Here is a 25,337-nt window from a genome sequence, read left to right on the forward strand (position 1 = left end):
CTCAACGAGAAGGAGGGGCAGATGATCGTCGTCACTGGCGCGACCGGCCAACTCGGCACCGCCGTCGTGCGGCATCTTCTGGAACGCCTGCCCGCCGGCGACCTCATTGCCAGCGTGCGCGATCCGGCAAAGGCGACGGCGCTCGCCGAACGGGGCGTCACGATTCGCGCCGGCGACTTCGACGATCCGCAGAGCTTGCGGTCGGCCTTCGCGGGCGCGACGCAGGTGCTGATCGTTTCGGCTGACAAGCTCGGCACGGAGGCGCTGCGAATGCATCGCAACGCGATCCAGGCGGCCGCGGCGGCCGGCGCCCGCCGCGTGCTCTACACCAGCCATGCGGGCGCCCGCGCGGATTCGCCGTTCGCCCCGGCCGAACAGCATGCCGGCACCGAGGCCGACCTCCAGGCCGGCGAACTCGCCTTCACCGCGCTGCGGCACGGCTTTTATGCCGAAAGCTGTCTCCACATGATTGGCGATGCCCTGAGGTCGGGCGAACTGCGCGTGCCGGAGGACGGTCCGGTTGCCTGGACCGCGCGCGACGATCTCGCCGCCGCCGATGCCGCGATCCTTGCCGAGGAGGGCCGGATCGACGGCATCTCGCCGCCCATGACTGCCGCCGAGGCGCTGACCATGGCCGACATTGCGGCGCTCGCTTCCGAAGCGAGCGGGCGCCCGATCCGCCACGTCACGGTGTCGGACGAGGCGTGGCGCGCCGCCAAGGTGACGGCCGGCATGCCGGCGATCTACGCCGGCATGCTGCTCGGCACCTTCCGCGCCGCCCGTCGCGGCGATTTCGCGCGCGTCGACCCGACCCTGCAATCGCTCATCGGCCGCCCGCCCCGCGGGATGCGCGCGATATTGACGGCGTTCTTCGAGAAGAGGTGAGGGCGGTGTAAGCTGCTGAGTCCGCAGGCGCTGATCCTCTCCCGGCAAGGGAGAGGGGGAATGCAAGCGTCAGCTCGCGGTTGGGTGAGAGTTTGGGGGCACGACGAGAGGAGCGGCGCCCTCACGCCCGCGCCGCCTTCCGGCATGTTCCCTCGGTGGGGGAGAAGACCGCCGCGGCGTCGCGACCTTCCCCCGCGAGGCCTCGCTCGCGCCGTCAGTCCGCGAGGTACGCCGCCACCACCGCGTCGCCCATGGCCGCGGTCGTCACCGTCGCCGCGCCTTCGGGCGCGAGATCCGGCGTACGCAGGCCGCTGGCGAGGACGCGCGCGATCGCCCGCTCCAGTCGGTCGGCCTCCTCGATCATGTTGAACGAGTAGCGCAGGCACATGCCGAAGGAGGCGAACATGGCGATCGGGTTGGCGACGCCTTTGCCGGCGATGTCCGGCGCCGAGCCGTGTACCGGCTCGTACATGGCGCGGCGCATCCCGGTGGTCGCGTCAGGCGCGCCGAGCGAGGCCGAAGGCAGCATGCCGAGCGAGCCGGTCAGCATGGCGGCGATGTCCGACAGAAGGTCGCCGAACAGGTTGTCGGTCAGGATGACGTCGAACTGCTTCGGCCGGCGCACCAGCTGCATGCCGCCGGCGTCGGCCAGCATGTGCTCGAGCTGGACGTCCGGATACTCCTCGCGATGGATGCGCGTCACGACCTCGTTCCAGTAGAGGCCGGACTTCATGACGTTGCGCTTCTCCATCGACGTCACCTTGTTGCGGCGCGTGCGGGCGAAGTCGAAGCCGGCGCGGGCGATGCGCTCGATCTCGTAGGTGTCGTAGACTTGGGTGTCGATCGCGCGCTTCTGGCCGTTGCCGAGATCGCGGATCTCCTTCGGCTCGCCGAAATAGACGCCGCCGGTGAGTTCGCGCACGATCAGGATGTCGAGCCCGTCGACCAGCTCGCGCTTCAGCGACGAGGCGTCGGCGAGCGCGGGGTAGCAGATCGCGGGGCGCAGGTTGGCGAAGAGCTGCAGCTCTTTGCGCAGGCGCAGGAGGCCGGCCTCGGGCCTGTGTTCGTAGGGAATGCCGTCCCACCGGGGGCCGCCGACCGCGCCGAACAGGATCGCGTCCGCGGCATGCGCGAGCGCCATGTCCGCGTCGCGCAGGGACACCTTGTGGGCCTCCCAGGCTGCACCGCCGACGAGCGCGGTCTCGGTCTCGAAGCCGGTGGCGTGCTCCCGGTTCATCGCCGCGATCAGCTTCTCGACCTCGGTCATCGTCTCCGGACCGATGCCGTCTCCGGGCAGAAGCAGGAGCTTGCGCGTCGCCATGTGTTTGTCCTCCGTCGTCAGTCGGGCATGGCTTTACACGATCGGACCCGCACGAACAGGCCCCGGCGCATCGCGAGGCCGTCGGTGCCGGGAGGCGTGGCATGGCGCCGCAGCGTCAACGGCTCGTTAAGCGCTCTCGCCTTAGCTTGAGCGAAGCTGACCTATGAAGGGTGAGGGGACCACGAGCGGGCAGGACGGCAGGGCATGAACGGCAACCAGATCATCGGCGCGCTGCGGCAGGGCGCAGCTCTGGAGATCCTGCAGGACGGCAGGACGCGGTTGCGCAATTCGAGCTCGCTCGCCCGCACCGGCGCGACAGGCACGGTCTACAAGCTGCAGCCCGGCCAGGCCGAGACGCCGCGTCCGGTGACCCCGGTTCGTCCGCGCGCCGAGGAGCGGCCGGACTTCTCCAGGCGGGTGCGCTTCGACGCGCTGTTCTCGGTCGATTTCGCGACGGCGATGGGCGAGGAGCCGACACGGCTCGACGAACTCGCCGGCCAGATCGCCTACGGGCAGGCCGCCAAGGACCAGCGCTACTGAGACGGTCGCACGGATCGTGAGCGCGTGGATCCGGAAGCGCTCCAGGCGCCACGGGTAATCAAGATCAGATCGGCTGCAACGGCCCCGAGGCGACCACCGGCCCCGTCGGCTGGCCGGTCGGCGAGCCCCCCTTCGGCTCCAGCGAGATCGCGAGCGCCATTGCGCTCCCGCTGAGCGAGGCGAAGTCGTCGGGCAGCTGCACCTGTTGGGCCTTGTCGGTGGCGACCACGCCGAGCGAGATCGGCTTGTCGCCTTGCGGCAGCAGCCAGAGTTCGGTGACGCGCCCTTGCGCGTCGGGGCTCACCCCGGCGGGGACCAGCGTCGCCGAGTTCGATCCGGGATCGATCACCGCGGTGAACAGCGGCGCGCCGCCATCGGGGCCGAGGCGCACGGCGGCGAGCCGCGGCAGGTTTTCGGTCGCCACGAGATTGTAGACGACGAGCGCGAGGCAGGCGGCCGTGATCGTCATCGATCCGATCGCCAGCCAGCGCCACAACCGCCCCGCGTCCCGGCGTGGAGCCGCCCCGGCCGACGGGCGCGCCTGGCCATGCTGCGCGGACCGTTCGGCTGCCCGGCGCTGCATCCGGTCGAGGTCGCCCTCGATCGCCTCCCACACGGCCGCCGGCGGGGCCACCGGCTCGACGACCGTCAGCATCGGCGCCAGTCGCTCTTCCCAGGCTGCGACATCGGCGTCGAAGGCCGGATCGCGATCGCGCCGGCGCTCCACCGAGCGCCGGTCTGCGGCGCCCAGCAGGCCGAGCGCATACTCGGCGGCGAGATCTTCGCCGGGTTCGTTGGGGCTCTCGCTCATGTCTCGAGGCATCCCTTGAGCTTGGCCAGTCCGCGCCGGATCAGGCTCTTCATCGTGCCGAGCGGCACGGCGGCCCGGCTCGCGACCTCCTCGTAGGTGAGCCCGCCGAAGAAGGCCGCAGCGATCGAGTGGCGGGCGCGTTCGTCGAGCGTGCCGAGGCATTCGCGCAACCGGCGCGTCTCGTCGGCGCTCTCCAGCCGCTGCAGGGCATCCGGGCTCTGATCCGGCACCGTGTCGGCCTCGGCCAGTTCACCGCCCGCGACCCGGCTGCCCAGCGCGCGCCGGCGATCGATCGCGCGGTTGCGCGCGATCGCGGCGAGCCAGGTGATCGGGCTCGCGATCGCCGGGTCGAACCGGTCGGCCTTGTTCCAGATGGTCAGATACACGTCCTGCAGCACGTCCTCGCTGTCCTGCCTGTCGGACAAGATACGCAGGCAGATGCCGAATAGCTTCGCCGCGGTGCGATCGTAGAGCGCACGGTGCGCGGCGCGGTCGCCGGCGGCGACCGCGCGCAGCAGCCGGACGAGCTCGGCGCGAGCCTCTTCGTCGTGCAGGACAGCCTCCCTCTCTCGTCCGGCGCCCGTCGGACGAGCGCAGGCGACAATAGTCGATCTCGCGCGCTGCTCAAGCGGCGCCCGGACGAACGCCGCTCAAGCGAGTCAGATCCCGATCGGCGCCGCCCCCGGCAGAGCGAGGGCGCGCTCGTCCAGGTCGTAGTCGAACAGCGGGTTCGGATAGGCGGCCAGCTGCGGCAGGACCACGCGCCAATCGACATCCCGCGTCGCCTCGACGAGCCAGGCGATGGTCGGCGCGATGCCGTCGGCATACGTCCGCAGCCGCGGAACGGAGGAGGCGCAGACCATCGGCTTGGCGACGGACCAGGGCGTCATGCCGAGTCCCGGCGGATGCGTGGGGGTATCGGGCAAGCCGACGAGCTCCGCCTGCCGATCCATCAGGTCCATGATCGTGCGGCCGATCTCCGCGACCGTCGGCGCGTCGGCATCGACTGCGTTCAGCACCTGACAGCCGCGTCCGTCCAGCCCGTGGAGCAGCGCATCGACGACGCCTTCGGTCGAAGTCGTCTGGAACCGGCTGAGGCCGCGATAGGCGAGGGGGATGCGCTTGCGCCCGTCGAGGAGGCGCTTGACGAACCACCATTCGCGCGTGTCGCGGCCATACGGGCCGTGGATCGCTCCAGGGCGCAGGATCGTCACCGGCACGCGCGCGCGATCCCGGAGCCGGCGCTCGAGCGCCACCTTGCCGGCCGCGTAGCCCTCGGGGCCGGGCTCGACCGTCGGATGGTCCTCGGGGATGGGCACGGGAAAGTCCGGAAAGCCGCGCTCTGCAGCCGTTCCGAGGCTGCGACCTGCCGCGTCGCGGTAGACGCCCATGCTGGAGACGACGGCGAGGCGTCCGATCCGGTCCTCGAGCGCGAGGAGCTGGTCGGCATGGGTGTCGTCGAAGGCGATGCAGTCGAGGACGAGATCCGCGCCGTCGCCGAGCCCCTGCTGCAGCGAATCCTCCTCGTTGCGCTCCACCCGGATCTGCCGCCAGGGACCATCCGGAGCCGCGGTCGACCGGCTGGCCAGCGTCACGCTCCAGCCGTCGCCGGCCAGCCGTGCGGCTGCCGCACGGCCGATCTGGCCGGTTCCGCCGAGGATGAACGCTGTGGGCATCGGTGCCTCCCGTCTCGCTCAGGCGGTGCGACTCAGCGCAGCTGCCGAAAAGCTTAGAAATAAATCGTCCGCCTTTGCATCCGTATCCCGCCCGCATCCGTAGCTCCGGCCAGCTTCGCCAATCCGAAGCCTAGACGGGAAGGAGAATTCACGATGCTGAAGCTCACCAAGACCGCGTTCGCGCTCGCTGCCGCCTGCAGCCTGTCCGCCGGCGTAATGACGCTGCCGGCTTACGCCCAGGACCAGGTGATGGTCGGCGGGGCGCCGATGTACTCGAACAAGACGATTGCCGAGAACGCGCCGAACGCGCCGAACCTGACGACGCTCGTGGCTGCCGTGAAGGCCGCCGGTCTCGTCGACACGCTCGCCGGCAAGGGCCCGTTCACGGTCTTCGCGCCGACCAATGCTGCGTTCGAGAAGCTGCCGGCCGGCACGGTCGACGGGCTCCTGAAGCCCGAGGCGAAGAAGCAGCTGACTGCCGTCCTGACCTATCATGTGGTCGCCGGCGACTACACCGCCGAGAAGCTGATGGCGATGGTCAAGAAGGACGGCAGCGCCACGCTGACGACCGTCGAGGGCGCGCCGATCACCGTCAAGATGGACGGCGACAAGCTCGTGGTGATCGATCAGTCCGGCGGCGGCGCGGTGATCCAGACGCCCGACGTCATGCAGTCGAACGGCGTCGTGCACGTCATCGGCAGCGTGCTGATGCCGAAGATGGGCTGACCCCAGTCTTCGATCTGGCTCGACGAGGCCCGGTGCAGACGACGCTGCACCGGGCCTTTTCGCGCGGGTCCTCCGGGAGTTCCGGATTGTCAGTCGGACTTATCTGCGGAATCCTCGCCCTCCGCGGTGCCGGCCGCCGAGTCGTCCGGACTGCCCGACCCGAACAGGATCCCGCCCGCCATGACCACGCTTCCGCCCTTCCGCACCGGCGCCCGTCGCGCCGAGACCGGTACGGTCACACCCATCGAGGGGATCGAGATCCCCTACGCCGTCATCGAGGGCGCCGAGCCGGGCCCGTGCCTGCTTGTGACCGCCGGCGTGCACGGCTCGGAATTCTGCTCGATCGAGGCAGCGTTGCGGCTGATGCGCACCTCGCCGGATGCCATCCGAGGCTCGCTCGTCGTCCTGCCGACGCTCAACGTCGAGGCGTTCTTCAAGCGCGCCATCTACGTGATGCCGCAGGACGGCAAGAACCTGAACCGCCAGTTCCCGGGCCGCGCCGACGGCACCTTGAGCGAGCGTCTGGCGCACTGGCTGACGGGCGAGGTCTTCCCGCAGGCCGACGCCTATATCGACATGCATGGCGGCGATCTCGACGAGTCGCTCGCGCCCTTCACGATCTTCCCGCACAACTGCGAGCGCTCCCGCAGGATGGCCGAGGTCTTCGGCCTCGACATCGCCATCGCCTCCAGGGGCGGCGGCTACAGCGTGGCGGCGGCGCACGAAGCGGGGGTGCCGGCGATCCTGCCGGAGGTCAGCGGCAACGGCCTGTGGGACGACGCTCTCGTCACCCGGCTGACCGACGGCGTGGCGCAGGTGATGGCACTGCTCGGCATGACGAACGGGGAGCCGAAGCCGACGCCCGCGCCCGACTATGTGACGATGTGGGTGCCCGCCGCGCCGGTGGCAGGGCTCTGGTATCCGGCGAAGGGGCTGCGCGAGCCGGTCGCCGCCGGCGAGACGCTCGGCGTGATCCGCGACTTCTTCGGCGCCGATCTCGCGACCGTCACGTCGGAGAAGGAGGGTTACGTCCTCTACACGCTGACGAGCCTCTCGGTGAATGCCGGCGAGGCCCTGCTCGGTGTCGGCTCGCTTTGGGAAGGCGCCCCGGCCTGATCTCGTGGCGATCGGCTCACTGAGGTAACTTACGAATTTGTAAGGCGTTTCCCTCTGGTGCCGGCGTCGGCGGCGCTATCTCAGGAGACGGCGCCGCGCGATGGCGTCGTCCCGGAGCCGCGTTCCATGAACCGCCGTGAGTTCCTTCGCACCAGCGCCGCCGGCGCGCTCGCCACCGCCGCGCTGCCCACGGTCGGGCGCGCCGACCGACGCCCCAACATCCTCTACGTCTTCAGCGACCAGCATCGCGCCGTGTCGCTGCCGGGCGAACCGCACAACGAGGCGCAGGCGCCCCATCTCGCCCGGTTCCGCAGCGAGAACCTCTCGATGGAGCGCTGCGTTTCCAACTATCCGCTCTGCACGCCCTATCGCGGCATCCTGATGAGCGGGCGCTGGCCGCAGCAGACCGGGCTCCTGCACAACAACATCGCGCTCGGCACCGACGAGTATTCGCTCGGCCGCGCCTTCCGCGATGCCGGCTACCGCACCGCCTATGTCGGCAAGTGGCACCTGCAGGGCGGTCATATCGACTTCATCCCGCCCGGCCCGGGGCGCCAGGGCTTCGACGACTGGCACGTCTGGGTGAAGACCAACGCGCATTATCGCAGCTGGACCTTCGATCCGGTCACCGGCGAGACGATCCGCCCGCGCGGCTGGAACTGCACGCTGATGACCGACCAGGCGATCGGCTTCCTCAAGCGCCAGCGGGGCGCCGACACGCCCTTCTTCCTGGCGCTCTCGTGGAACCCGCCGCATCCGCCCTTCAACCCGCCGCCGCGCGTCGCCAAGCGCTATCGCACCGGCCGGCTCGGCACGCGCCCGAACGTCCACCTCAACGCCGTGGCGCATCCGGCCGGCGAGGAGAAGGCGCTGCAGTCCGATGCGGCGCTGCAGACGGCGATGGCCGGCTATTACGGCGGCATCACGGGGGTGGACGTCGAGTTCGGGCGGCTGCTCGATGCGCTCGACGCGACCGGGCTCGCAGAGGACACGATCGTCGTCTACACCTCCGACCACGGCGAGATGCTCGGCTCGCACGGCCGCATGGCCAAGCAGGTGCCCTTCGAAGAGTCCTGCCGGGTGCCGTTCTTCGTGCGCTGGCCAGGCCGCACCGTCGCCGGCGGCGCGCCGCAGCAGCTCTTCGCCACGGTGGACATCTATCCGACGCTGTGCGGCCTTGCCGGCGTGCCGGTGCCGGAGCATTGCGTCGGCCGCGACCATTCGGCCGTCATGCGCGGCGACAGCGTTGCACCGAGCCCGCACGCCTTCCTGATGAACCAGGTCGGCACGCTCGAAGGGATCGAGGACGACGGGCTCGTCGACGCGATCGAGGGCACGGGCAAGCGCGGCAAGGCCGGCCGGCGCCGGCCGCGGCGCCACAGCGGTCATGCCGCGGCGCGCCAGTTCATGAACGAGCCGACCTATCGCGGCGTGCGCACCGACACCCACACCTATGCCGTTGCCGAAAGCGGGCGCTGGTGCCTCTTCGACAACCGGGCCGATCCGTTCCAGACGAACAATCTCGTCGGCGACCCGGCGCAGAAGCCCCTGATGGACGAGCTGGACAAGGCGATTTCCGCTTGGCTGACGTCGGCGGGTGACGCCTTTCTCTATGCCGAGGCGATCGGCAAGACCTCGGGCTTTCCGACCTGAGGCCGGCGCCCGGACGCTGCGCTCGTCGTCAGCTCGCCGCGCGCCGGCGTGCCGTGATCTCGATCTCGACCTTCATCTCGGGCGTCAGGAGGCCGCAGATCATCAACGTGGCGGCCGGCCGAATCTCGCCGAAGGCGCGGCCGGTGGCGGCGAAGAGGCCCTGTGCATGGGCGGCGTCGGTGACGAGGTAGCGCGCCCGCACGACGTCGGCGAGCGCGAATCCGGCCTCCTCCAAGGCCTTGGCGATGGTGCCGAGCGCGCGCTCGGCCTGCGCCTCCGCGCTCTCGGGCATCGTCATCGTCGCATAGTCGTAGCCGGTGGTGCCGGACACGAAGCACCAGTCGCCATCGACGACGGCGCGCGAATAGCCCGCCTGCCGCTCGAAGGGCGAGCCGGTCGAGATCAACTGGCGCGTCATGCGGTCGTCCTCGGTCGGGCGCGTCAGGCCCAGGGCCGGCTTTCGGCGAGCCTGGCCTCGTAGGCGTCGATCGCGCCGCGCTTTTCCATCGTCAGGCCGATGTCGTCGAGGCCTTTGAGGAGGCAGTGCTTGCGGAAGGGGTCGATGTCGAAGCGGATCGTGCCGCCGTCGGGGCCCTGGATCGTCTGCGCCTCGAGATCGACGGTCAGCGTCGCATTGGCACCGCGTTCCGCGTCGTCCATCAGCATCGCCAGTTCCTCGGGCGAGACGCGGATCGGCAGAATGCCGTTCTTGAAGCAGTTGTTGTAGAAGATGTCGGCGAAGGACGTGGAGATCACGCAGCGGATGCCGAAGTCGAGCAGCGCCCAGGGGGCGTGCTCGCGCGAGGAGCCGCAGCCGAAATTGTCGCCGGCAACGATGACCTGAGCCTTTCGGTACGCCGGCTTATTCAGAACGAAGTCGGGATTTTCGCTGCCGTCCTCACGATAGCGGATGTCGGCGAAGAGGCCCTTGCCGAGGCCGGTGCGCTCGATCGTCTTCAGGTAGTCCTTCGGGATGATCATGTCGGTGTCGACATTGACCACCGGCAGCGGCGCGGCGACGCCGGTGAGCGTGGTGAACTTCTCCATGATCGAGCCTCGCGGATTGCGGATGAGCGAAGGACGTCGATTAACACCTTCGACGCAGGCGGGCAAAGCCGAGGACGCGTTGCGCCGGACCCCGATTTGCGGCACCCATCGGCGATGCCGCACGCCCCGCTCCTCTGCCGCTCCGCCCTCTTCGTCCCGGCCGCCAATCCACGGGCGCTCGAGAAGTCGGCCAGCCTTGCGGCCGATGCGCTGATCTTCGACCTCGAGGATTCGGCTGCGCCGGAGGCGAAGGCGGCGGCGCGGGCGCGGCTCGTCGCCCATCTCGGCACCGCGCGCCCGTCCGGGCTGCGGGTGGTGCGCATCAACGCGCTCGACGGCGAGGACGGCCAGGCCGATCTCGCGGCGATCGGCGAGGTCGCGCTCGACGCGATCCTGCTGCCGAAGGTGGAGCGGCCGGATACGGTGGCCGACGCCGCGGCGGCGCTGTTCTACGGGGCGCGCAAGCCGGCCTTCTGGGCGATGATCGAGACGCCGCGCGGCATCCTGGAGGCGCCGCGGATCGCCGAAGCCGGGCTCGCGCACGGCCTTTCGACGCTGGTGGTCGGCCCGAACGACATCGCGCTGGCGACCGGCGTGTCGGTGTCACCCGGGCGCCCGGAGCTGGTGCCCTGGCTCATGCAGATCCTGCTGGCCGCGCGCAGCACAGGGCTTGCGGTGCTCGACGGCGTCTACAACGACTTTCGCGACACCGAGGGCTTTGCGGCCGAGTGCCGGCAGGCGCGCCGGCTCGGCTTGGACGGCAAGACGCTGATCCATCCGACGCAACTCGAGCCGGCCAACGCCACCTTCGCCCCGTCGCCGGAGGAGGTGGCCGGTGCCCAGCGCATCGCCGACGCCTTCGCCGCGCCCGAAAACGCCGGCCGCGGCGTCATCGAGATCGACGGCCGCATGGTCGAGCGCTTGCATCTTGTCGCCGCCGAACAAATCTTGGCGCGGCACGACGCCATCACCAACCGCGAAGACCCCGCATGAAACTCTACCGCCTCCTCACCGGACCCGACGACGCCAGCTTCTGCCACAAGGTCAGCGCCGCCCTGAACAAGGGCTGGGTGCTGCACGGCGATCCGACCTACGCCTTCGACGAAGCCAATCAGACCATGCGCTGCGGCCAGGCCGTGGTGAAGGAGGTCGAGGGCCGGGACTACGATCCCGAGATGAAGCTCGGGGAGCAGTGAGGCGTCGACCGCGCCAGCGGCGGCTGCGCCGGTTCGGGCTCGCCGTCCTGGCCGTTCTGGCCGCGGCGGCTCTCGCCGTCGGGCTCGGCACCCTCCTCCCCCGGCAGGGCGATCGCCTTGCTGGGGCTCGCGCTGAAGCCGGACCCGAGCCTGTCCGCCACATTCTGGTGCTGGCCAACCCGATCCACACCGACATTGCCTTGCCGCTCGACGCGGCGACGCGCGCGCGCTTTTCGTTCCTGCGCGATGCCGGCCTGCTGCTCGACCATCCGCAGGCGCGCTGGCTGGTCATCGGCTGGGGCGGCCGCAGCTTCTACATTGAAACCCCGACCTGGGCCGAACTGAAGCCGCTGCCGCTCCTGCGGGCACTGGCCGGCGATCGCTCGGTGCTGCATCTGGCGCTGGCCGGCGTCATCGACATGGACGATCCCACCCTGCGGGGCATCGATCTTGGCGACGCGGCCTATGAGCGCCTCCTCGATGCCGTCACAGCCACCTTCGCGCGCGGTGCCGACGGGCGCTACCAGCCGATCGCCGACGCCGGATACGGGCCGTTCGACCGCTTCTACGAAGCCGAGGGGCGCTTCCAGGCCCTGCTTGGATGCAACACCTGGACGGCCGCCGTGCTGCGCCGGGCCGGCGTGACCACCGGATGGTGGACGCCGCTGCCGCAACTGCTGTTCCTGTCGCTCGACCTGCATGCCGGCGGTGCAACGGGCTGACGGCGGCACCGCTCAGTCGGCGCTTGCCTCCAGCGCCTCCATGTCGGCGTCGGACAGGCCGAAATGGTGGCCGATCTCGTGCACCAGCACATGGGTGACGATGTCGCCGAGGCTGTCCTCGGTCTCGGCCCAGTGGTCGAGAATCGGCCGCCGGTAGAGGAGGATGCGGTTCGGCAACTGGCCTGTGAAGCCGCCGGCTCCGGCGCTGAGCCCGATCGGTGCGCCTTCGAACAGGCCGAGGATCTCGAAATTGTCCTCGAGCGCCATCTCCTCCATCACCGCATCGTCGGGAAAGTCGGCGACGTGGAAGCGGATCTCGCCGGTGAGGGCACGAAAGCTTTCGGGCAGGGAGGCGTAGGCCTCGATCGCCAGAGAGGTGATCTCGTCGAGGCTGGGGGCCAGCCTGTCCTTCCAGTCGCCGCTCTGGTCGAGCTGTGCCATCCCGTGCCTCCCGCCGATCACGCCGGACGATCTTAGCCCTCGCGGCGCCCCGTGTCCCTCCCGACGGATCCATGCGCGGTGAAAGACGGGGTTCCTCATTGTGGTGTCGAAGCCGGACTTGGTTCCTGCACGACGGAAAAATATCTCTTCGGCGAGTCCGCTTGACTCCTCCGGAGGGCTCTGGAATCCATTAGAACATATCAGGAACAAGGCCTCCGGGAGAGGCATGAACGGGCATGCGGCTGTCATGCGCCGGCGGAGCTTTTGCATGTCGATGTCTCGCCATTCTGCGGCCGGGCCGATGCCGGAGGACCGAGCCGCCGGACCTGCCGGCCGCGTGACGCGGCTGGCGGCGCTGCGGGCGGCGGTCGCCCGGATCGAGGGGGAGCCCGTCCATCGGCTGGAGGAGCCGGGGGCGGCGGCGTCGGGGCGCCGCGTGGCGCAGATGCAGCCGCTCGGCGTGCCGGAAGCGGACCGGGCGCTGGCCGGCGGCTTTCCGACCCGCGGCCTCACCGAACTGCATGTCGAGGAGACCCGCGGCGGCGGCACGGGCGTGGGCTTTGCCCTGGCGCTGGCGGTCCTCTTGGCCGACTCCCGCCCGGCGCTCTGGATCGGGGAGACGCGGGCCTTCCGTGAGGCGGGACTTCCCTATCTGCCGGGCCTTGCAGGCTTCGGCCTCGACCCGTCGCGCCTCGTCCTGGTGCGGGCCCGGCGGCTGGCCGACGCGGCCTGGGCCGGCGAGGAGGCGGCCCGCTCGCGGGCGCTGTCGCTGATCGTCCTGGAGGTGCGCGGCAACCCGGCGCTCCTGTCGCTGGACGGCACGCGCCGGCTGCACGTGCGGGCCTGCGAGGCCGGGGTGCCGCTCCTGCTCCTGCGCCAGCACGGCCAGCCGCAGGCGACTGCCGCGCCGCTGCGCCTGCGCATCCGGCCGGGACCGGCCGCGACCGTCCCCGATCTCGCCGACCAGGCTAAACTTCTCGGCCACCCCGTGTTCGACGTCGCCGTCGAGAAGGCACGGGACGGCCGCCTGCAGCGCTTCCGTCTGGAGTGGAATCCCCATGAACGCCGTTTTCAAGCCCTCGACCGCCGCGAGCCGCATGCTGGCGCTGTGCCTCACCCGGCTCTCCACCGACCGGGTGCGGCGCGAGCGGCTGGGGCGCTCCTGGCGCTGCACCGCGCCTGAGGGGCGGGCGGCGGACGGCGGGGACGGAGCGCCGGCGCCGCTGGCGCTCTATCGCACGGTTGCCAACGCCAACCGGCTGACCGCGCTCTGCGAGACGGCGGAGGCCGGAGGGCTTGCGCCGGGGCTCGGGCTCGCGGAGGCCAAGGCGCGCTTTCCGGGGCTCGAGGTGCTGGAGGCCGATCCGGCCGCCGACCGTCGGCTGCTGGAAGCGGTGGCCGACTGGTGCGACCGCTACACGCCGCTGGTGGCGCTCGATCCACCGCATGGGCTGGTGCTCGACATTTCCGGCTGCGCCCACCTTTTCGGTGGCGAGCGGGGACTGCTCGACGACCTCCTGGCGCGCCTGTTCCATCAGGGGTTCGCCGCCTCGGCGGCCATCGCCGGGCATGCCGGAACCGCGCTGGCGCTCGCCGCCCATCGCCCCGGTCTCATGGTCGGCGCGGGCGCGGAGATTGCGGCCATCGGGGATCTGCCGGTGGCGGCGCTCCGGCTCGAGCCGGAGCTTGCGGCAACGCTCCTGCGGCTCGGCCTGACGACGCTCGGCGCGCTTCTGGCGCTGCCGCGCGCCGCGCTCGCCCGCCGATTCGGGGCCGACCTCCTGCTGCGGCTCGATCGTGCGGCGGGCCGGGCGGACCGGCCGATCGGCCCGCGCCGGCCGGTGCCGCTCCTGATCGCCGAACGGCGGCTGTTCGAGCCGGTCAGCCGGACGGAGGACGTGGAGGCGATCCTGCTCGCGCTCGCCGAGCGGCTGCGCGGCGATCTCGAGCGGCGGGGCGAGGGGGCGCGCCGGCTGGAGCTGTCGCTCTTCCGGGTGGATGGCCAGGTGGCGCGCCTGACGGTGGGCACCTCCGAGCCGCAGCGCGATCCGAGGCGCATCCAGAGCCTCTTCCGCGAGCGGCTGGCGGCCGTCGGCGACGAGCTCGACGCCGGCTTCGGCTACGACCTGGTCAAGCTGACCGTGCTGCAGGCCGAAGGGCTGGCCGACCGGCAGGAGGATCTGTCGCGCCCCGATGCGGACGACCGGACGGTCGGCACCCTGCTCGACCGGCTGGGCGCGCGGCTCGGCGAGGCGAGCGTGCTGCGGCTGTCGCCTGTCGCCAGCCACTGGCCGGAGCGGGCGCAGGACCTGGCGCCGGCCGTCGCTGGCCCGGCGGCTGCGGCAAGCGGAGAGGACGAGCGGCTCTGGCTGTTCACCGCGCCGCGCCCGTTGCGCCTCTTGGCCGATCCCGAGCCGGTCGAGGCAGTGGCCGAGGTGCCGGAAGGGCCGCCGATCCGCTTTCGCTGGCGCCGGGCGCTGCATGGGGTGCGCCGGTCGGAGGGGCCGGAGCGGATCGAGCCGGAATGGTGGCGCGCGAGCGGGGCGGCGGCGCGCGACTATTTCCGCGTCGAGGACGAGGAGGGCCGTCGCTACTGGCTGTTCCGCGAGGGGTTCTATGGCCGGGGCGAGGTCGAGCCGGCCTGGTACCTGCACGGCTTCTTCGCCTGAAGGGACAGGATCCGTGCGCCGTCTCCCCCTCGTCTCGCGCAGCCGGCCGGACGTCGCGCCGGGCTTTGCCGAATTCGGCATGGCCAGCAACTTCTCCTTCCTGCGTGGCGCTTCGCACCCGGAGGAGCTGGCGGTCGCCGCCGCGCGGCTCGGCCTCGCCGGCTTCGGCCTCGCCGACCGCAACTCGGTCGCCGGGGTGGTGCGCGGCCATCTGGCGGCCCGGGAGGCCGGCCTCGCCTTCGCGCCGGGCGCCCGCCTGGTCTTCGCCGACGGCGCCCCCGACGTCCTCGCCTACCCGCGCGACCGGGCCGGGTGGGGCCAGCTCTGCCGCCTCCTGACGCTCGGCAACCTGCGCGCCGAGAAGGGCGACTGCCGGCTCGGCTTCGAGGATCTCCTGGCCTGGGGCGCGGGCATGTCGCTGGCGCTGCTCGTCCCCGACGCGCTCGGCGGGGCCGACGCGGCCGCGGTGGAGGCGGCGGTGGCCGAGCGGCTCGAGGCCCTGGCCGGGGCGTTCACGGGTGCCGTCTGGCTCGCCGTCGCGCCGCGGCACGACGGGCTCGACCAGCGCCGGATCGAGCGGGCGAGCCGGCTTTCGGCCCGCTGCGCGACGCCGCTGATGGCCACCAACGACGTCTTCTACCATGAGCCGGAGCGGCGGGCGCTGCAGGACGTCGTCACGGCGATCCGCGCGCACGTGCCGCTCGCCGAAGCGGGGTTTCTCCTGTCGCGCAATGCCGAGCGCCATCTCAAAAGCCGGGCCGACATGGCGCATCTCTTCCGCGCCTGTCCGGATGCTGTGCCCGAGACGCTGCGCTTCCTGGAGACGCTCGGCTTCTGCCTGACCGAGCTGAAGCACGTCTATCCCGAGGAGTCGGCGGGCGAGAGCGAGACCCCGCAGGCCGAGTTGGCGCGGCTCGCCTATGCGGGGGCCGAGGAGCGCTATCCGGACGGCGTGCCACAGACGATCCTCGACCAGATCGCCCACGAGCTCGAGATCATCGCCGCGCTCGACTATGCGCCGTACTTCCTGACGGTCCATGACATCGTCCGCTTCGCCAGGTCGCGCGGCATCCTGTGCCAGGGGCGCGGCTCGGCGGCCAACTCGACCGTCTGCTACTGCATCGGCATCACCGCGGTCGCCCCGGAGATGGCGGGGCTCCTGTTCGAGCGCTTCATTTCGCCGGAGCGGCGCGAGCCGCCCGACATCGACGTCGATTTCGAGCACGAGCGGCGCGAGGAGGTGATCCAGTACGTCTTCCGGAAATACGGGGCGGAGCGGGCCGGGCTGACCGCGACGGTGATCACCTACCGCGCCCGCTCGGCGGCCCGCGAGGTGGGCAAGGCCTTCGGCCTGTCGGAAGACGCGGTGGCGGCGCTGTCCGGCTCGATCTGGGGCTACTCGGAGTCCGATCTCGGCGAACGGGAGGCGAAGGCGGCCGGGCTCGCCATGGAGGACCGCACGACCCTCGACGTCCTGCGGTTTTCAGCCGAGCTCTCCGGCTTTCCGCGCCATCTGTCCCAGCATGTCGGCGGCTTCGTCATCACCCACGACCGGCTCGACGAGGTGGTGCCGATCCTCCATTCGGCGATGGACGGACGGACCATCGTCGAGTGGGACAAGGACGATCTCGATGCGCTCGGGATCCTCAAGATCGACGTCCTGGCGCTCGGCATGCTGTCCTGCCTCAGGCGCGGCTTCGCGCTGCTGGAGGCGAGCTATGGCGAGGAGGTGCGGGCGCTCTGCGGCGGCCGTCCGCCGACGCTCGCGACGATCCCCCCGGAAGAGGGCGCCGTCTACGCCATGATCCAGCGGGCCGACACGCTCGGGGTCTTCCAGATCGAGAGCCGGGCGCAGATGACCATGCTCCCGAAGCTCAAGCCGAAGGAGTTCTACGACCTCGTCATCGAGGTCGCGATCGTGCGCCCCGGCCCGATCCAGGGCGACATGGTGCATCCCTATCTGCGCCGGCGCATGGGGCTGGAGCCGGTGGTCTACCCGAAGGAGGAACTGCGCGCCGTGCTCGGCAAGACGCTCGGCGTGCCGCTCTTCCAGGAGCAGGCGATGAGGATCGCCATCGTGGCGGCCGGCTTCACGCCCGGCGAGGCCGATCGCCTGAGGCGGGCGATGGCGACCTTCCGGCGGGTCGGCACGATCCACACCTTCCGCCAGAAGATGATCGAGGGCATGGTCGCGAACGGCTACGAGGTGGCCTTCGCCGAGCGCTGCTTCAAGCAGATCGAGGGGTTCGGCGAGTACGGCTTTCCGGAAAGCCACGCGGCCTCCTTCGCCCTTCTGGTCTACGCCTCCTGCTGGCTGAAATGCCACTTTCCCGACGTCTTCTGCGCCGCGCTCCTGAACGCCCAGCCGATGGGCTTCTACGCGCCGGCTCAGATCGTGCGCGACGCGCGCGAGCACGGGGTGGAGGTGCGGCCGGTCGACGTCAACCGGTCCGACTGGGACTGCACGCTGGAGCCGGCGCCCTTCGAGCCCCGCCGCATCGCCCGGCGCCACGCGCAGATGCAGGACGTAATCCGGACGAAGGCGGCGGTGCGGCTCGGCTTCCGCCAGATCAAGGGCCTGGGGCAGGCCGACCTGGAGCGGCTCGCGGCGCGGCGCGGTGCGGGCTACGATTCGGTGCGCGACGTGTGGCTGCGCTCGGGCCTCAAGCGGTCGGTGATCGAGCGGCTGGCCGAGGCCGATGCCTTCGCCGGGCTGGGACTGTCGCGGCGGGATGCGCTCTGGGCCTGTCGGGCGCTCGATCCGAACAAGGCAGCCGAGCGCCTGCCGCTGTTCGATGGGGTCGCAGAGGCCGACCTCCAAGCCGAGCCGGACGTGCACTTGCCCGCGATGCCACCGGGCGAGGAGGTGCTCGCCGACTATCGCTTCCTGTCTCTCTCCCTGAAGGCGCACCCGGTGTCCTTCGTGCGCGGAGCCTTGGCCGGGCAGGGCATCGCGCCGACCGAGAGCCTGGAGACGACCCGCTCCGGCCGGCGCGTCACGGTGGCCGGCCTCGTGCTGATCCGGCAGCGGCCGGGCTCGGCCAAGGGAGTGATCTTCATGACGATCGAGGACGAGACGGGGGTGGCCAACATCATCGTCTGGCCGAAGATCTTCGAGGCCTTCCGGCCGCTCGTGCTGGGGGCTCGCTTCGTCAAGGTGACCGGGCGCATGCAGGCCGATCACGGCGTCATCCACGTGGTCGCCGAGACCATCTCGGACCTGACGCCGCTGCTGATGCGCCTCGCCTCGGGCTTGCCGGTGCCGGCGGTGGCAGCGCCCGCCGACCATGTGCGCAGCCCGCTGCGCTACCACGGCAACGCACGCCGACCGCAGGCGGACGCGCCGGATTCGCCCGTCATCGCGCAAGCGGCCGCGGCGCTGGCCGCGGCGCTCGCACGCACCGACGAGGTGCGTCGTCCGGTCGACGAGACGCGCGCGAACCCGCTGCAGCGGAGGCTGCGGCTGGCCGCAAACGCCAATGCCGCGGGTCTGCCGGATCGCGAGGCGCGCGCCGTGCTGCCGAAAGGGCGGAACTTTCAGTGATGTCAGACGGACGATTCGTATCGGACCGAGCGGCGGTCGGGACGCGGGCAGCCTTCGCGATCAGTCGGCGGTGTCGGCCGGCCCCATTTTAGGTACGATATCGCCTCGCGGCGCAGCACGCTCCTCGATGCGGTTGACCACCCGCTTCAGGCTCTGCATCGACGCCGTCACATTGGCGCAATCGTGCATCGCATCCTTGAGCGCATCGACATCCACCGGTTGCCCCGGCTGGATGTCGTGCAGAAACTCGCAGATCTCCGTCACCCGCTCGCCCATCTGGTCGATCGCGGCATCCAGACTCCGGCTCATGCTCTCACCCCTCGAACATCCAGCCCCCTGCAGCACTCCTAACCGATCTGCAACGGCGGTCAAGAACACTTCGAGCGACCGATTGAAACGCCCTGAGGAAGAGGCGAATTAAATCAACTCAAAATAGAAAATAACAAAAAGCTTCAGACAAGCTTACGATCGCATTTTGCCTGCCAACGGCGACGCAGACCGTCGACCGCAACTCGATAGGGCGCAGCTGTCTTACCCCTCCAACTGGCTGCGCCCTTTCTTTTCCGCTTCCGCAGCACGGCGCCGCGAAGCGCCTGGCGCGGCGTCGACATTACTTCAGGTTGCAGCGCCGCATCGACCGCCGGAGGACGGCTACACCTGCGTCAAGGCCTCATCCTGCGCTTTACCCCATCCGTCCGGCACCGCACGCAATGCGCCCGATCTTCTCATTCGGGCGGAGCATGTGCGCTCCCGCACCGCCTGCCGAAGGGCGCCGGAGGCGATCGTCGTGCTACGGGACCCGCCCGACGCGAACGCTAGGGGATGTCGCCGGCCCGGAGCGGGGGCATCCGGCAAAGCCTTCGGGATCGCCGGTGTCGCAGAGGCGTTCCGCACCGGCCTGCGACCTTGAGGCCGAGCCGAAGCCGTGCGCCCGTCGTGGGACGGCGCCTGCGCGTCAGGCGGATGACGGCCCGTGCGTATTGGGCTTGCGCCGCGCAACGCGCGCATACCACCGGGTGAAGGGGGCGGCACTGAGGCCGTGCACCACGATCGAGCCGAGTGCGATCATGCTCGCGATTTCGAAGATGCGCGGGTCGTGAAGCTCGCGGTGCGCCGTCGCCGCATAGAAGATCGCCGACAGGCCGATCGGGCCGAACCAGCCATAGAACCAGAAGTCGCGCGGCGCCCGGAAGGGCCGCGGGTCGACCCCGCGCCGGTGCTGTGCCTCGTCGGAAGGTGGCGCCGCGCCCGCCGGAGCGCGCAGCACCGCATAGAGCGCGGCGATTGCCGGCAGCCGGCGCAGCAGCAGGATCAGCAGCACCGCGGCCAGTCCGACCGGCCACTCATCCCGCCAGGCGTCGAAGGGCAGCGCCATCGCGAACAGGAGCAGCGCCGGCACCATCATCAGGTTGTTTCCGCCCTCCTGGAACTCGTCCGACGCCTCCCGTACGTCCCCCGCAAGGACGGAGGTGAAGGCGAGGCCGGCGAGGAAGGCCGCCCAGACGCTGTCGACGGCGATGAGCTTCATCAGACCGAGCAGGGCGGCGGTCAGCGTCAGGCTCGCCAGCATCACCGACCGCTCGCCGATCTGCCCGGCCGCCCGCGCGCGCGCCGCGAGGCGACCGGCGCCGTAGCCGAGAGCCACCGCGATCACCCCGGCGGCCACGATCTTCCAGAGGCCGACGTCGAGCAGCCACGGACGCCAGCCCTCCGCGCCCTGTTGCAGCAGCAGGATCGGCAGGTAGAGGAACGGGAACCCCAGACCGTCGTTCGCGCCCGATTCGAAGGACAGCATCTGCCGCAGCCGACCTGGAATGTGCGCTTCGGCAAACGGACCCGTCGCGATCGATGATGCCACGACCGGGTCGGTCGGCGTGACGATGGCCCCGATCACCGCGGCGGTGAGCAGCGGAAGCCCGAAGAGCGCCATGACGACGACGGTCGAGACGGCCCACATGGCGAGCATGGCGACCAGCACGATCACCGACCCCAGCGGCAGGAGGTTGCGGATGTCGACGCTGCGCAGGCGCAGGGCGATCGACATCACGCCGAAGCCGACCGCGAACCAGGCGACGACCTCCAGGTCGTGCAGGAGCGCCTCCTGCGGCGCGATGCGGCCGACGACGAGGCGATAGAGGAGCCCGATCGCGAGCACGACGAGCGGCGGCGCCACGTAGGCCTTCATCGCCTTGCTCGTCAGGCTGAGGCTCCAGACCGTCGCGGCTGCGACGAAGACGAAGCCGTGGAAGGCCGTCATGCTCATGGCGTGCTCCTTCGGGTTCGGGTTCGGGTTCGGGTGGCGGGCCGGCGCCGGACAGGGGGCCTGCACCGGAAAGCTAGGCGCATCGACGCGCTGTCCAGCGGGTCGTGCTGCCGTCACCGCCGGGAAGACGACGGCGGGAGACCCGGCCGCTTGACGCCGCCGATCTCCTCCGCGAGCGTGCGCGCGGCAGGGCGGGGGCCGAGGCATGACGCGGAGCGCAGACGAGGAGAGCCTGGGACCGGCCGCGGTTCCGGCGGTCGTGCCGTTGCGGGTCGCTGCGCGGCTGTGGGCCCGGGTGGCGCTTCTCTCCTTCGGCGGGCCCGCCGGCCAGATCGCCGTCATGCATCGGCTGGTGGTGGACGAGAAGCGGTGGGTCGCAGAGGACCGCTTCCTGCACGCCCTCAGCTTCTGCATGCTGCTGCCCGGCCCGGAGGCGCAGCAGCTCGCCACCTATCTCGGCTGGCTGCTGCACGGCGTGCGGGGCGGCGTCGTCGCCGGGACGCTGTTCGTGCTGCCGGGCGTCGCGGCGCTCCTCGCGCTCAGCATCGTCTATGCCCTCTACGGTGCGCTCGGGGCCGTGGCCGCGCTGTTCTACGGGCTGAAGGCGGCGGTCCTCGCCGTGGTGCTGCAGGCGCTGGTGCGGGTCGGCGCGCGCGCCCTCGGCGGCCCGGCCGCCTATGCGATCGCGAGTGCCGCCTTCCTGCTGATCTTCTTCTTCGCCGCGCCATTTCCGGCGATCGTCGTCGCAGCCGGGCTTGCCGGCGTCCTCGCCGCCGCAGCCGGCGACCGGACCGGCCGCCCGGCCGATGGCGCGGCGCCGGTCGTCGCCACGGGGCGCGACGGCCTGGAGTGGAGAGACGCGGCAGAACCACGCTCGGTCGCCGCGGTCCTGCGCGTCGGCCTGATCTGCCTCGTCCTATGGCTGCTGCCCGTCGCGCTCCTGCTCGCGCTGCTCGGTCCCGACACCGTCTTCAGCCGCATCGCGACGTTCTTCGCGACCATGGCCGTCGTCACCTTCGGCGGCGCCTACGCGGTGCTCGCCTACGTCGCCCAGCAGGCGGTCGCGACCTATGGATGGCTGTCGCCGCACGAGATGCTGGACGGCCTCGGCATGGCCGAGACGACGCCCGGCCCGCTGGTCATGGTGCTGCAGTTCGTCGGCTTCATGGGCGCCTACCGCGATCCCAGTGCGCTGCCGCCGCTCCTCGCCGGAACGCTCGGCGGCCTCCTCGCCACCTGGGTGACGTTCCTGCCCTCGTTCCTGTTCGTCTTCGTCGGCGCCCCGTTCGTCGAGGCGCTGCGCGGCAACGAAAGGCTGCGCGCGGCGCTGTCGGCGATCACCGCGGCGGTGGTGGGCGTGATTCTGAACCTCGCCGTCTGGTTCGCGCTGCACGTCCTGTTCACCGCGACCAGGCCCGTGCGCGGCTTCGGTCTTGGCTTCGACGCGCCGTTTTTGGCGAGCCTCGACCCGGCGGCCCTCGTCCTGTCGCTTGCGGCGCTCGTCGCGGTCTTCCGCTTCCGCACCGGGACGATCGCGACCTTCGCCGGCTGTGCGCTCGCCGGCCTGGCGCTCTACGGCGCCGGGCTGATCGCCCCGATCCGCTAGGCCGCGCGGCACCGGACCGCAGGGTTTTGCGGTGTGTCAGCGCCAGCCGAGGGCCGGCGCCACGTGCGTCAGGATGGTCTCGATGACGTGGGCGTTGTAGTCGACGCCGAGCTGGTTCGGCACGGTGAGGAGCAGCGTGTCGGCTTCGGCGATCGCCTCGTCGGCGCGCAGCTCCTCGACCAGGGCGTCCGGCTCGGCCGCATAGGAGCGGCCGAAGATCGCGCGCATGTTGTCGATGACGCCGATCTGGTCGCCGCCGCGGTCGCGGCCGAAATAGGCCCGGTCGCGGTCGTCGACCAGCGCGAAGATCGAGCGCGATACCGAGACGCGCGGCTCGCGTCCGTGTCCGGCGGCCGCGAAGGCTTCCCGATAGGCGCGGATCTGCTTGGCCTGCTGCACGTGGAACGGCTCGCCGGTCTCGTCCTCCTTCAGCGTCGAACTCTGCAGGTTCATGCCCATCTCGGCCGCCCAGACGGCGGTCGCGTTCGAGGCCGAGCCCCACCAGATGCGCTCGCGCAGGCCCTCCGAATGGGGCTCGAGGCGCAGGAGGCCGGGGGGATTGGCGAACATCGGGCGCGGGCTCGGCTCGGCGAAGCCCTCGCCGCGCAGGACGTCGAGGAAGACCTCGGCATGGCGGCGCCCCATGTCGGCGTCGCTCTCGCCCTCGGCCGGCGCATAGCCGAAGTGGCGCCAGCCCTCGATCACCTGCTCCGGCGAGCCGCGGCTGATGCCGAGCTGCAGCCGCCCGCCGGCGATGAGGTCGGCCGCGCCGGCGTCCTCGGCCATGTAGAGGGGGTTCTCGTAGCGCATGTCGATGACGCCGGTGCCGATCTCGATACGCCGGGTGCGCGCGCCGACCGCCGCGAGCAGCGGAAAGGGGGAGGCGAGCTGACGCGCGAAATGATGCACGCGGAAATAGGCGCCGTCCGCGCCGAGCGCCTCGGCCGCGACGGCGAGGTCGATCGACTGGAGGAGCACGTCGCTGGCCGAGCGGGTGGCCGAATGCGGCGAGGGGGACCAGTGACCGAAGGACAGGAAGCCGATCTTCTTCATGGCGCGATCCTTTCGCGAGGCTTCGACGGCTGCGCACCATGGCGCTGCGGTTCCACGTCTATATGCGCGCCCGCGTCGGGCTTCGCCATCGCCGGCTGCCGGCGCGAGCCGCCCGCGCAGGCGACGGTGCGTTCACCGGAGCGGCTTCCCGAGACGCCGTCGCGCCCGTCAGGCGAGCGCGTCGATCGCCTGGCGCAGCGCGCGGACCGTCGCGGCGTCCGTCCGTCGGGGCTCGGCCGGCGCGAAGCCGAACGCCGTCAGCACGGCGGGCACGTCGGACCGCGCCGCCGAGGCCGAGGCATGAACCGCGCGCGCGCCGGAGCGGCGGAGCACGGCCGCGACGTTGTCCGGCCGGATGCCGCCGCCCGGCATGACCGCAAGGCCGGGCGGAGCCGCCGCGACCTGCGCCGCGAGGTCTTCGAGTCCGGCGAGGGCCGCCGTCGCGCCGCCCGAGGTGAGCACGCGCTCGAAGCCGAGTGCGGCGACATCGGCGAGGACCGGCGTACGCGCCGGGAGGAGGTCGACCACCCGGTGCAGCGTGCGCCCGAGCCCTTCGGCCGCCTGCGAGAGCCGGGCGAGGGCGGGCATGTCGAGCGCGGTGCCGGGGGCATCGGCAGCGGCGCCGAGGACGACTCCAGCAAGGCCCAGCGCGCGCACGCGGGCGATCTCGGCCGCCATCGCACCGAGCTCGACTTCGCTCCACAGGAAGTCGCCTGCCCGCGGCCGGACCATCGCATAGACCGGCACGGGACAGCCGCGCGCGGCTTGCAGCAGCGCCTCGGACGGGCTGAGGCCGCCGAGCGCGAGGGCGGCGCAGAGCTCGATCCGGTCGGCGCCCCCCGCGACCGCCGCGTCGAGACCCGCGGCATCGTCGACGCAGATTTCGAGGATCACGCGCCGCGCCCGATCTGCCGCGCCAGGATCGCGGCGCCGACCAGCGCCGCATTCTCCAGCCGGCCGGGCGTCAGGAGCGGCGTGTCGAGCCGGCGCAGGATGCGGGCCCGCACCTCCCGGTCCAGCAGCGCGACAAGGGTGGGGTCGCTCCCGAGCCCGCCACCGGTCGGGACGATCGAGGCGCCGGTGAGGTTGATCGTCAGCGCCAGCGGCTCGCACAGGAGCTCGGCCCAGAGCGCCACCGTGCGCCCGGCTGCCGGCTCGCCCGCCGTCCAGGCGGCGACGATGGCGTGGCTGTCGGCCGCCGGGTGGCCGAGCGCGAGATGCAGGCGCTCCAGCCCGCGGGCGCCGCCGAAGGTGTCCGCGCAGCCGACCTGGCCGCAGCCGCAGGCCATGCGCGGGAGCGGGCCGTCGGCGGCCTTCGGCAGCGGATTGGCGATCGGTCCGTGGCCCCACTCGCCGGTGAAGCCGCCGGCGCCCCGCACGAGGCGCCCGTCGACGACTAGCCCGCCGCCGACGCCGGTGCCGAGGATCGCGCCGAAGACGATCCGCTGGCCGCGCCCGACACCGGCCGTCGCTTCGGCGAGCGCGAAGGCGTCGGCGTCGTTGATCAGCCCCACCGGTCGTCCGAGCGCGGCCGACAGGCGCTCGGCGACGGGCTCGCCCGTGAAGCAGGGGATGTTCGCCGCGAGCGCGAGGCCGTTGTCGGGATCGACGATGCCGGCGGTCGCGAGCGCCAGCGGCGCGTCCCTGCCGATGCCGGTCGCCGTCTCCAGCTCGCCGATCAGTTCGCCCAGAGCGTCGGCGAAGCCGGTGAGGTCATCGGCCGGCGTCGGACGGCGCTTCACGGCGCCGACGTCGTCCGCCCCGCCGACCGCGGCCATGCGAATGAAGGAGCCGCCGACATCGGCCGCCAGCACCCGCCGCTCCGCTGCTCCACCGTCCGTCGTCATGTCCGCTCCGCTGCCCGCTCGTCCGTCCTGTCCCTGCTATGTCACGCGCGCGGCGCAGCGTCGACGCGCCCCTGCGCGCAGGTTCATCCGATGGCACGGAGCCGCGCTGCCAAACCGTCCGCGTCGGCTGCAAGATGGTATTCTGCCGCAGGGTCACCCTCGTTGATTGCAACACTGAGCTCGCTCTAGACTGCCCTTCGGGAAGCCCGGCCTCGCCGGTC

Annotated in this window: 24 protein-coding genes; 12 read left to right on the forward strand and 12 right to left on the reverse strand. The window is 71.3% G+C overall.

Translation table 11 applies throughout. The features are described from left to right. Positions 1-21: 21 nt before the first annotated feature. Positions 22-885 (forward strand): NmrA family NAD(P)-binding protein, encoded by an 864-nt coding sequence (locus tag NPA30_RS15425; protein WP_256803661.1) that lies wholly within the window; start codon positions 22-24, stop codon positions 883-885. Between the two features lie 214 nt (positions 886-1,099). Here NPA30_RS15425 and leuB read toward each other — a convergent pair whose 3' ends face one another. Next, entirely contained in the window at positions 1,100-2,206 is a 1,107-nt protein-coding gene (gene leuB / locus NPA30_RS15430; RefSeq protein WP_256803662.1) for a 3-isopropylmalate dehydrogenase, read from the reverse strand. 204 nt (positions 2,207-2,410) lie between these two features. On the opposite strand from leuB, the gene NPA30_RS15435 reads away from it, so the two are divergent. Then, positions 2,411-2,746 carry a hypothetical protein gene (locus NPA30_RS15435; protein WP_256803663.1) on the forward strand — a complete coding sequence of 112 codons (336 nt, stop codon included), beginning with the start codon at positions 2,411-2,413 and terminating at the stop codon, positions 2,744-2,746. A 64-nt stretch (positions 2,747-2,810) separates the two neighbouring features. On the opposite strand, the gene NPA30_RS15440 is transcribed toward NPA30_RS15435, so the two are convergent. The 3 genes from NPA30_RS15440 to NPA30_RS15450 are packed head-to-tail and all read right to left on the reverse strand — an operon-like array spanning position 2,811 to position 5,233. Next, entirely contained in the window at positions 2,811-3,557 is a 747-nt protein-coding gene (locus tag NPA30_RS15440) for an anti-sigma factor (protein WP_256803664.1), read from the reverse strand. Further along, a complete protein-coding gene (locus tag NPA30_RS15445; protein WP_372338842.1) occupies positions 3,554-4,162 on the reverse strand; it encodes a sigma-70 family RNA polymerase sigma factor in 609 nt (202 codons plus the stop codon). Before NPA30_RS15445 ends, NPA30_RS15440 begins: the two co-directional genes overlap by 4 nt. A gap of 54 nt (positions 4,163-4,216) precedes the next feature. After that, positions 4,217-5,233 (reverse strand): NAD-dependent epimerase/dehydratase family protein, encoded by a 1,017-nt coding sequence (locus NPA30_RS15450; RefSeq protein WP_256803665.1) that lies wholly within the window; start codon positions 5,231-5,233, stop codon positions 4,217-4,219. Positions 5,234-5,386: 153 nt separating this feature from the next. On the opposite strand from NPA30_RS15450, the gene NPA30_RS15455 reads away from it, so the two are divergent. From NPA30_RS15455 to NPA30_RS15465, 3 genes are all read left to right on the forward strand, one after another. Next, positions 5,387-5,959, forward strand: coding sequence for a fasciclin domain-containing protein (locus tag NPA30_RS15455; protein WP_372338831.1), 573 nt, complete (start codon positions 5,387-5,389; stop codon positions 5,957-5,959). A 180-nt stretch (positions 5,960-6,139) separates the two neighbouring features. Continuing rightward, complete coding sequence (locus NPA30_RS15460) at positions 6,140-7,075, forward strand: succinylglutamate desuccinylase/aspartoacylase family protein (protein WP_256803666.1); 936 nt, start codon at positions 6,140-6,142, stop codon at positions 7,073-7,075. 126 nt (positions 7,076-7,201) lie between these two features. Then, a complete protein-coding gene (locus NPA30_RS15465; protein WP_256803668.1) occupies positions 7,202-8,728 on the forward strand; it encodes a sulfatase family protein in 1,527 nt (508 codons plus the stop codon). Between the two features lie 28 nt (positions 8,729-8,756). Here NPA30_RS15465 and NPA30_RS15470 read toward each other — a convergent pair whose 3' ends face one another. Both NPA30_RS15470 and leuD read right to left on the reverse strand, forming a co-directional pair. Beyond that, positions 8,757-9,146: a RidA family protein gene (locus NPA30_RS15470; protein WP_256803669.1), complete on the reverse strand. Its 390-nt coding sequence runs from the start codon at positions 9,144-9,146 to the stop codon at positions 8,757-8,759. Positions 9,147-9,169: 23 nt separating this feature from the next. Next, positions 9,170-9,775 (reverse strand): 3-isopropylmalate dehydratase small subunit, encoded by a 606-nt coding sequence (gene leuD, locus NPA30_RS15475; protein ID WP_256803670.1) that lies wholly within the window; start codon positions 9,773-9,775, stop codon positions 9,170-9,172. A gap of 114 nt (positions 9,776-9,889) precedes the next feature. Here leuD and NPA30_RS15480 point away from each other — a divergent pair, with 114 nt between their 5' ends. Genes NPA30_RS15480 through NPA30_RS15490 form a run of 3 tightly spaced genes read left to right on the forward strand, consistent with a single transcriptional unit; the run spans position 9,890 to position 11,693 of the window. Then, positions 9,890-10,768, forward strand: coding sequence for an HpcH/HpaI aldolase/citrate lyase family protein (locus NPA30_RS15480; protein ID WP_256803671.1), 879 nt, complete (start codon positions 9,890-9,892; stop codon positions 10,766-10,768). After that, entirely contained in the window at positions 10,765-10,971 is a 207-nt protein-coding gene (locus tag NPA30_RS15485; protein ID WP_256803672.1) for a DUF1737 domain-containing protein, read from the forward strand. Before NPA30_RS15480 ends, NPA30_RS15485 begins: the two co-directional genes overlap by 4 nt. Then, entirely contained in the window at positions 10,968-11,693 is a 726-nt protein-coding gene (locus NPA30_RS15490; RefSeq protein ID WP_256803673.1) for a TIGR02117 family protein, read from the forward strand. The genes NPA30_RS15485 and NPA30_RS15490 overlap by 4 nt, the downstream gene beginning before the upstream one ends. Positions 11,694-11,705: 12 nt before the next feature. On the opposite strand, the gene NPA30_RS15495 is transcribed toward NPA30_RS15490, so the two are convergent. Further along, positions 11,706-12,134 (reverse strand): metallopeptidase family protein, encoded by a 429-nt coding sequence (locus NPA30_RS15495; protein ID WP_256803674.1) that lies wholly within the window; start codon positions 12,132-12,134, stop codon positions 11,706-11,708. 268 nt (positions 12,135-12,402) lie between these two features. On the opposite strand from NPA30_RS15495, the gene NPA30_RS15500 reads away from it, so the two are divergent. From NPA30_RS15500 to NPA30_RS15510, 3 genes are all read left to right on the forward strand, one after another. Then, positions 12,403-13,317: an ImuA family protein gene (locus NPA30_RS15500; protein WP_256803675.1), complete on the forward strand. Its 915-nt coding sequence runs from the start codon at positions 12,403-12,405 to the stop codon at positions 13,315-13,317. Further along, positions 13,232-14,803: a Y-family DNA polymerase gene (locus NPA30_RS15505; protein WP_256803852.1), complete on the forward strand. Its 1,572-nt coding sequence runs from the start codon at positions 13,232-13,234 to the stop codon at positions 14,801-14,803. The genes NPA30_RS15500 and NPA30_RS15505 overlap by 86 nt, the downstream gene beginning before the upstream one ends. Positions 14,804-14,882: 79 nt before the next feature. Next, entirely contained in the window at positions 14,883-18,347 is a 3,465-nt protein-coding gene (locus NPA30_RS15510; RefSeq protein ID WP_456238257.1) for an error-prone DNA polymerase, read from the forward strand. 60 nt (positions 18,348-18,407) lie between these two features. Here the strand turns inward: NPA30_RS15510 and NPA30_RS15515 are convergent, their stop codons facing one another. Next, on the reverse strand, positions 18,408-18,656 hold the full coding sequence (locus NPA30_RS15515; RefSeq protein WP_256803677.1) for a hypothetical protein: 249 nt from the start codon (positions 18,654-18,656) through the stop codon (positions 18,408-18,410). 646 nt (positions 18,657-19,302) lie between these two features. After that, entirely contained in the window at positions 19,303-20,610 is a 1,308-nt protein-coding gene (locus tag NPA30_RS15520) for a cation:proton antiporter domain-containing protein (RefSeq protein ID WP_256803678.1), read from the reverse strand. A 205-nt stretch (positions 20,611-20,815) separates the two neighbouring features. Here NPA30_RS15520 and chrA point away from each other — a divergent pair, with 205 nt between their 5' ends. Next, positions 20,816-22,216 (forward strand): chromate efflux transporter, encoded by a 1,401-nt coding sequence (gene chrA / locus NPA30_RS15525; RefSeq protein ID WP_256803679.1) that lies wholly within the window; start codon positions 20,816-20,818, stop codon positions 22,214-22,216. A 36-nt stretch (positions 22,217-22,252) separates the two neighbouring features. Here the strand turns inward: chrA and NPA30_RS15530 are convergent, their stop codons facing one another. The 3 genes from NPA30_RS15530 to NPA30_RS15540 all read right to left on the reverse strand — a co-directional run bounded on the left by NPA30_RS15530 (position 22,253) and on the right by NPA30_RS15540 (position 25,116). Continuing rightward, positions 22,253-23,269, reverse strand: coding sequence for an LLM class flavin-dependent oxidoreductase (locus NPA30_RS15530; protein WP_256803680.1), 1,017 nt, complete (start codon positions 23,267-23,269; stop codon positions 22,253-22,255). A 168-nt stretch (positions 23,270-23,437) separates the two neighbouring features. Next, entirely contained in the window at positions 23,438-24,163 is a 726-nt protein-coding gene (locus tag NPA30_RS15535) for a copper homeostasis protein CutC (RefSeq protein WP_256803681.1), read from the reverse strand. Then, complete coding sequence (locus NPA30_RS15540; protein WP_256803682.1) at positions 24,160-25,116, reverse strand: ROK family protein; 957 nt, start codon at positions 25,114-25,116, stop codon at positions 24,160-24,162. Before NPA30_RS15540 ends, NPA30_RS15535 begins: the two co-directional genes overlap by 4 nt. Positions 25,117-25,337 lie beyond the last annotated feature (221 nt).

Source organism: Mangrovibrevibacter kandeliae (assembly GCF_024519155.1).
GTDB lineage: Bacteria > Pseudomonadota > Alphaproteobacteria > Rhizobiales > Rhizobiaceae > Mangrovibrevibacter > Mangrovibrevibacter kandeliae.

Bases quoted from the DNA above. Each gene is read 5' to 3' on its own strand.
- NPA30_RS15495 (WP_256803674.1), bottom strand. From the start codon at position 12,134: ATGGCACAGCTCGACCAGAGCGGCGACTGGAAGGACAGGCTGGCCCCC.
- leuD (WP_256803670.1), bottom strand. From the start codon at position 9,775: ATGGAGAAGTTCACCACGCTCACCGGCGTCGCCGCGCCGCTGCCGGTG.
- NPA30_RS15455 (WP_372338831.1), top strand. From the start codon at position 5,387: ATGCTGAAGCTCACCAAGACCGCGTTCGCGCTCGCTGCCGCCTGCAGC.
- leuB (WP_256803662.1), bottom strand. From the start codon at position 2,206: ATGGCGACGCGCAAGCTCCTGCTTCTGCCCGGAGACGGCATCGGTCCG.
- NPA30_RS15500 (WP_256803675.1), top strand. From the start codon at position 12,403: ATGTCGATGTCTCGCCATTCTGCGGCCGGGCCGATGCCGGAGGACCGA.
- NPA30_RS15440 (WP_256803664.1), bottom strand. From the start codon at position 3,557: ATGAGCGAGAGCCCCAACGAACCCGGCGAAGATCTCGCCGCCGAGTAT.
- NPA30_RS15510 (WP_456238257.1), top strand. From the start codon at position 14,883: ATGGCCAGCAACTTCTCCTTCCTGCGTGGCGCTTCGCACCCGGAGGAG.
- NPA30_RS15460 (WP_256803666.1), top strand. From the start codon at position 6,140: ATGACCACGCTTCCGCCCTTCCGCACCGGCGCCCGTCGCGCCGAGACC.
- NPA30_RS15520 (WP_256803678.1), bottom strand. From the start codon at position 20,610: ATGAGCATGACGGCCTTCCACGGCTTCGTCTTCGTCGCAGCCGCGACG.
- NPA30_RS15465 (WP_256803668.1), top strand. From the start codon at position 7,202: ATGAACCGCCGTGAGTTCCTTCGCACCAGCGCCGCCGGCGCGCTCGCC.
- NPA30_RS15515 (WP_256803677.1), bottom strand. From the start codon at position 18,656: ATGAGCCGGAGTCTGGATGCCGCGATCGACCAGATGGGCGAGCGGGTG.
- NPA30_RS15435 (WP_256803663.1), top strand. From the start codon at position 2,411: ATGAACGGCAACCAGATCATCGGCGCGCTGCGGCAGGGCGCAGCTCTG.
- NPA30_RS15540 (WP_256803682.1), bottom strand. From the start codon at position 25,116: ATGACGACGGACGGTGGAGCAGCGGAGCGGCGGGTGCTGGCGGCCGAT.
- NPA30_RS15450 (WP_256803665.1), bottom strand. From the start codon at position 5,233: ATGCCCACAGCGTTCATCCTCGGCGGAACCGGCCAGATCGGCCGTGCG.
- NPA30_RS15530 (WP_256803680.1), bottom strand. From the start codon at position 23,269: ATGAAGAAGATCGGCTTCCTGTCCTTCGGTCACTGGTCCCCCTCGCCG.
- NPA30_RS15485 (WP_256803672.1), top strand. From the start codon at position 10,765: ATGAAACTCTACCGCCTCCTCACCGGACCCGACGACGCCAGCTTCTGC.
- NPA30_RS15505 (WP_256803852.1), top strand. From the start codon at position 13,232: ATGCTGGCGCTGTGCCTCACCCGGCTCTCCACCGACCGGGTGCGGCGC.
- NPA30_RS15470 (WP_256803669.1), bottom strand. From the start codon at position 9,146: ATGACGCGCCAGTTGATCTCGACCGGCTCGCCCTTCGAGCGGCAGGCG.
- NPA30_RS15480 (WP_256803671.1), top strand. From the start codon at position 9,890: ATGCCGCACGCCCCGCTCCTCTGCCGCTCCGCCCTCTTCGTCCCGGCC.
- NPA30_RS15425 (WP_256803661.1), top strand. From the start codon at position 22: ATGATCGTCGTCACTGGCGCGACCGGCCAACTCGGCACCGCCGTCGTG.
- chrA (WP_256803679.1), top strand. From the start codon at position 20,816: ATGACGCGGAGCGCAGACGAGGAGAGCCTGGGACCGGCCGCGGTTCCG.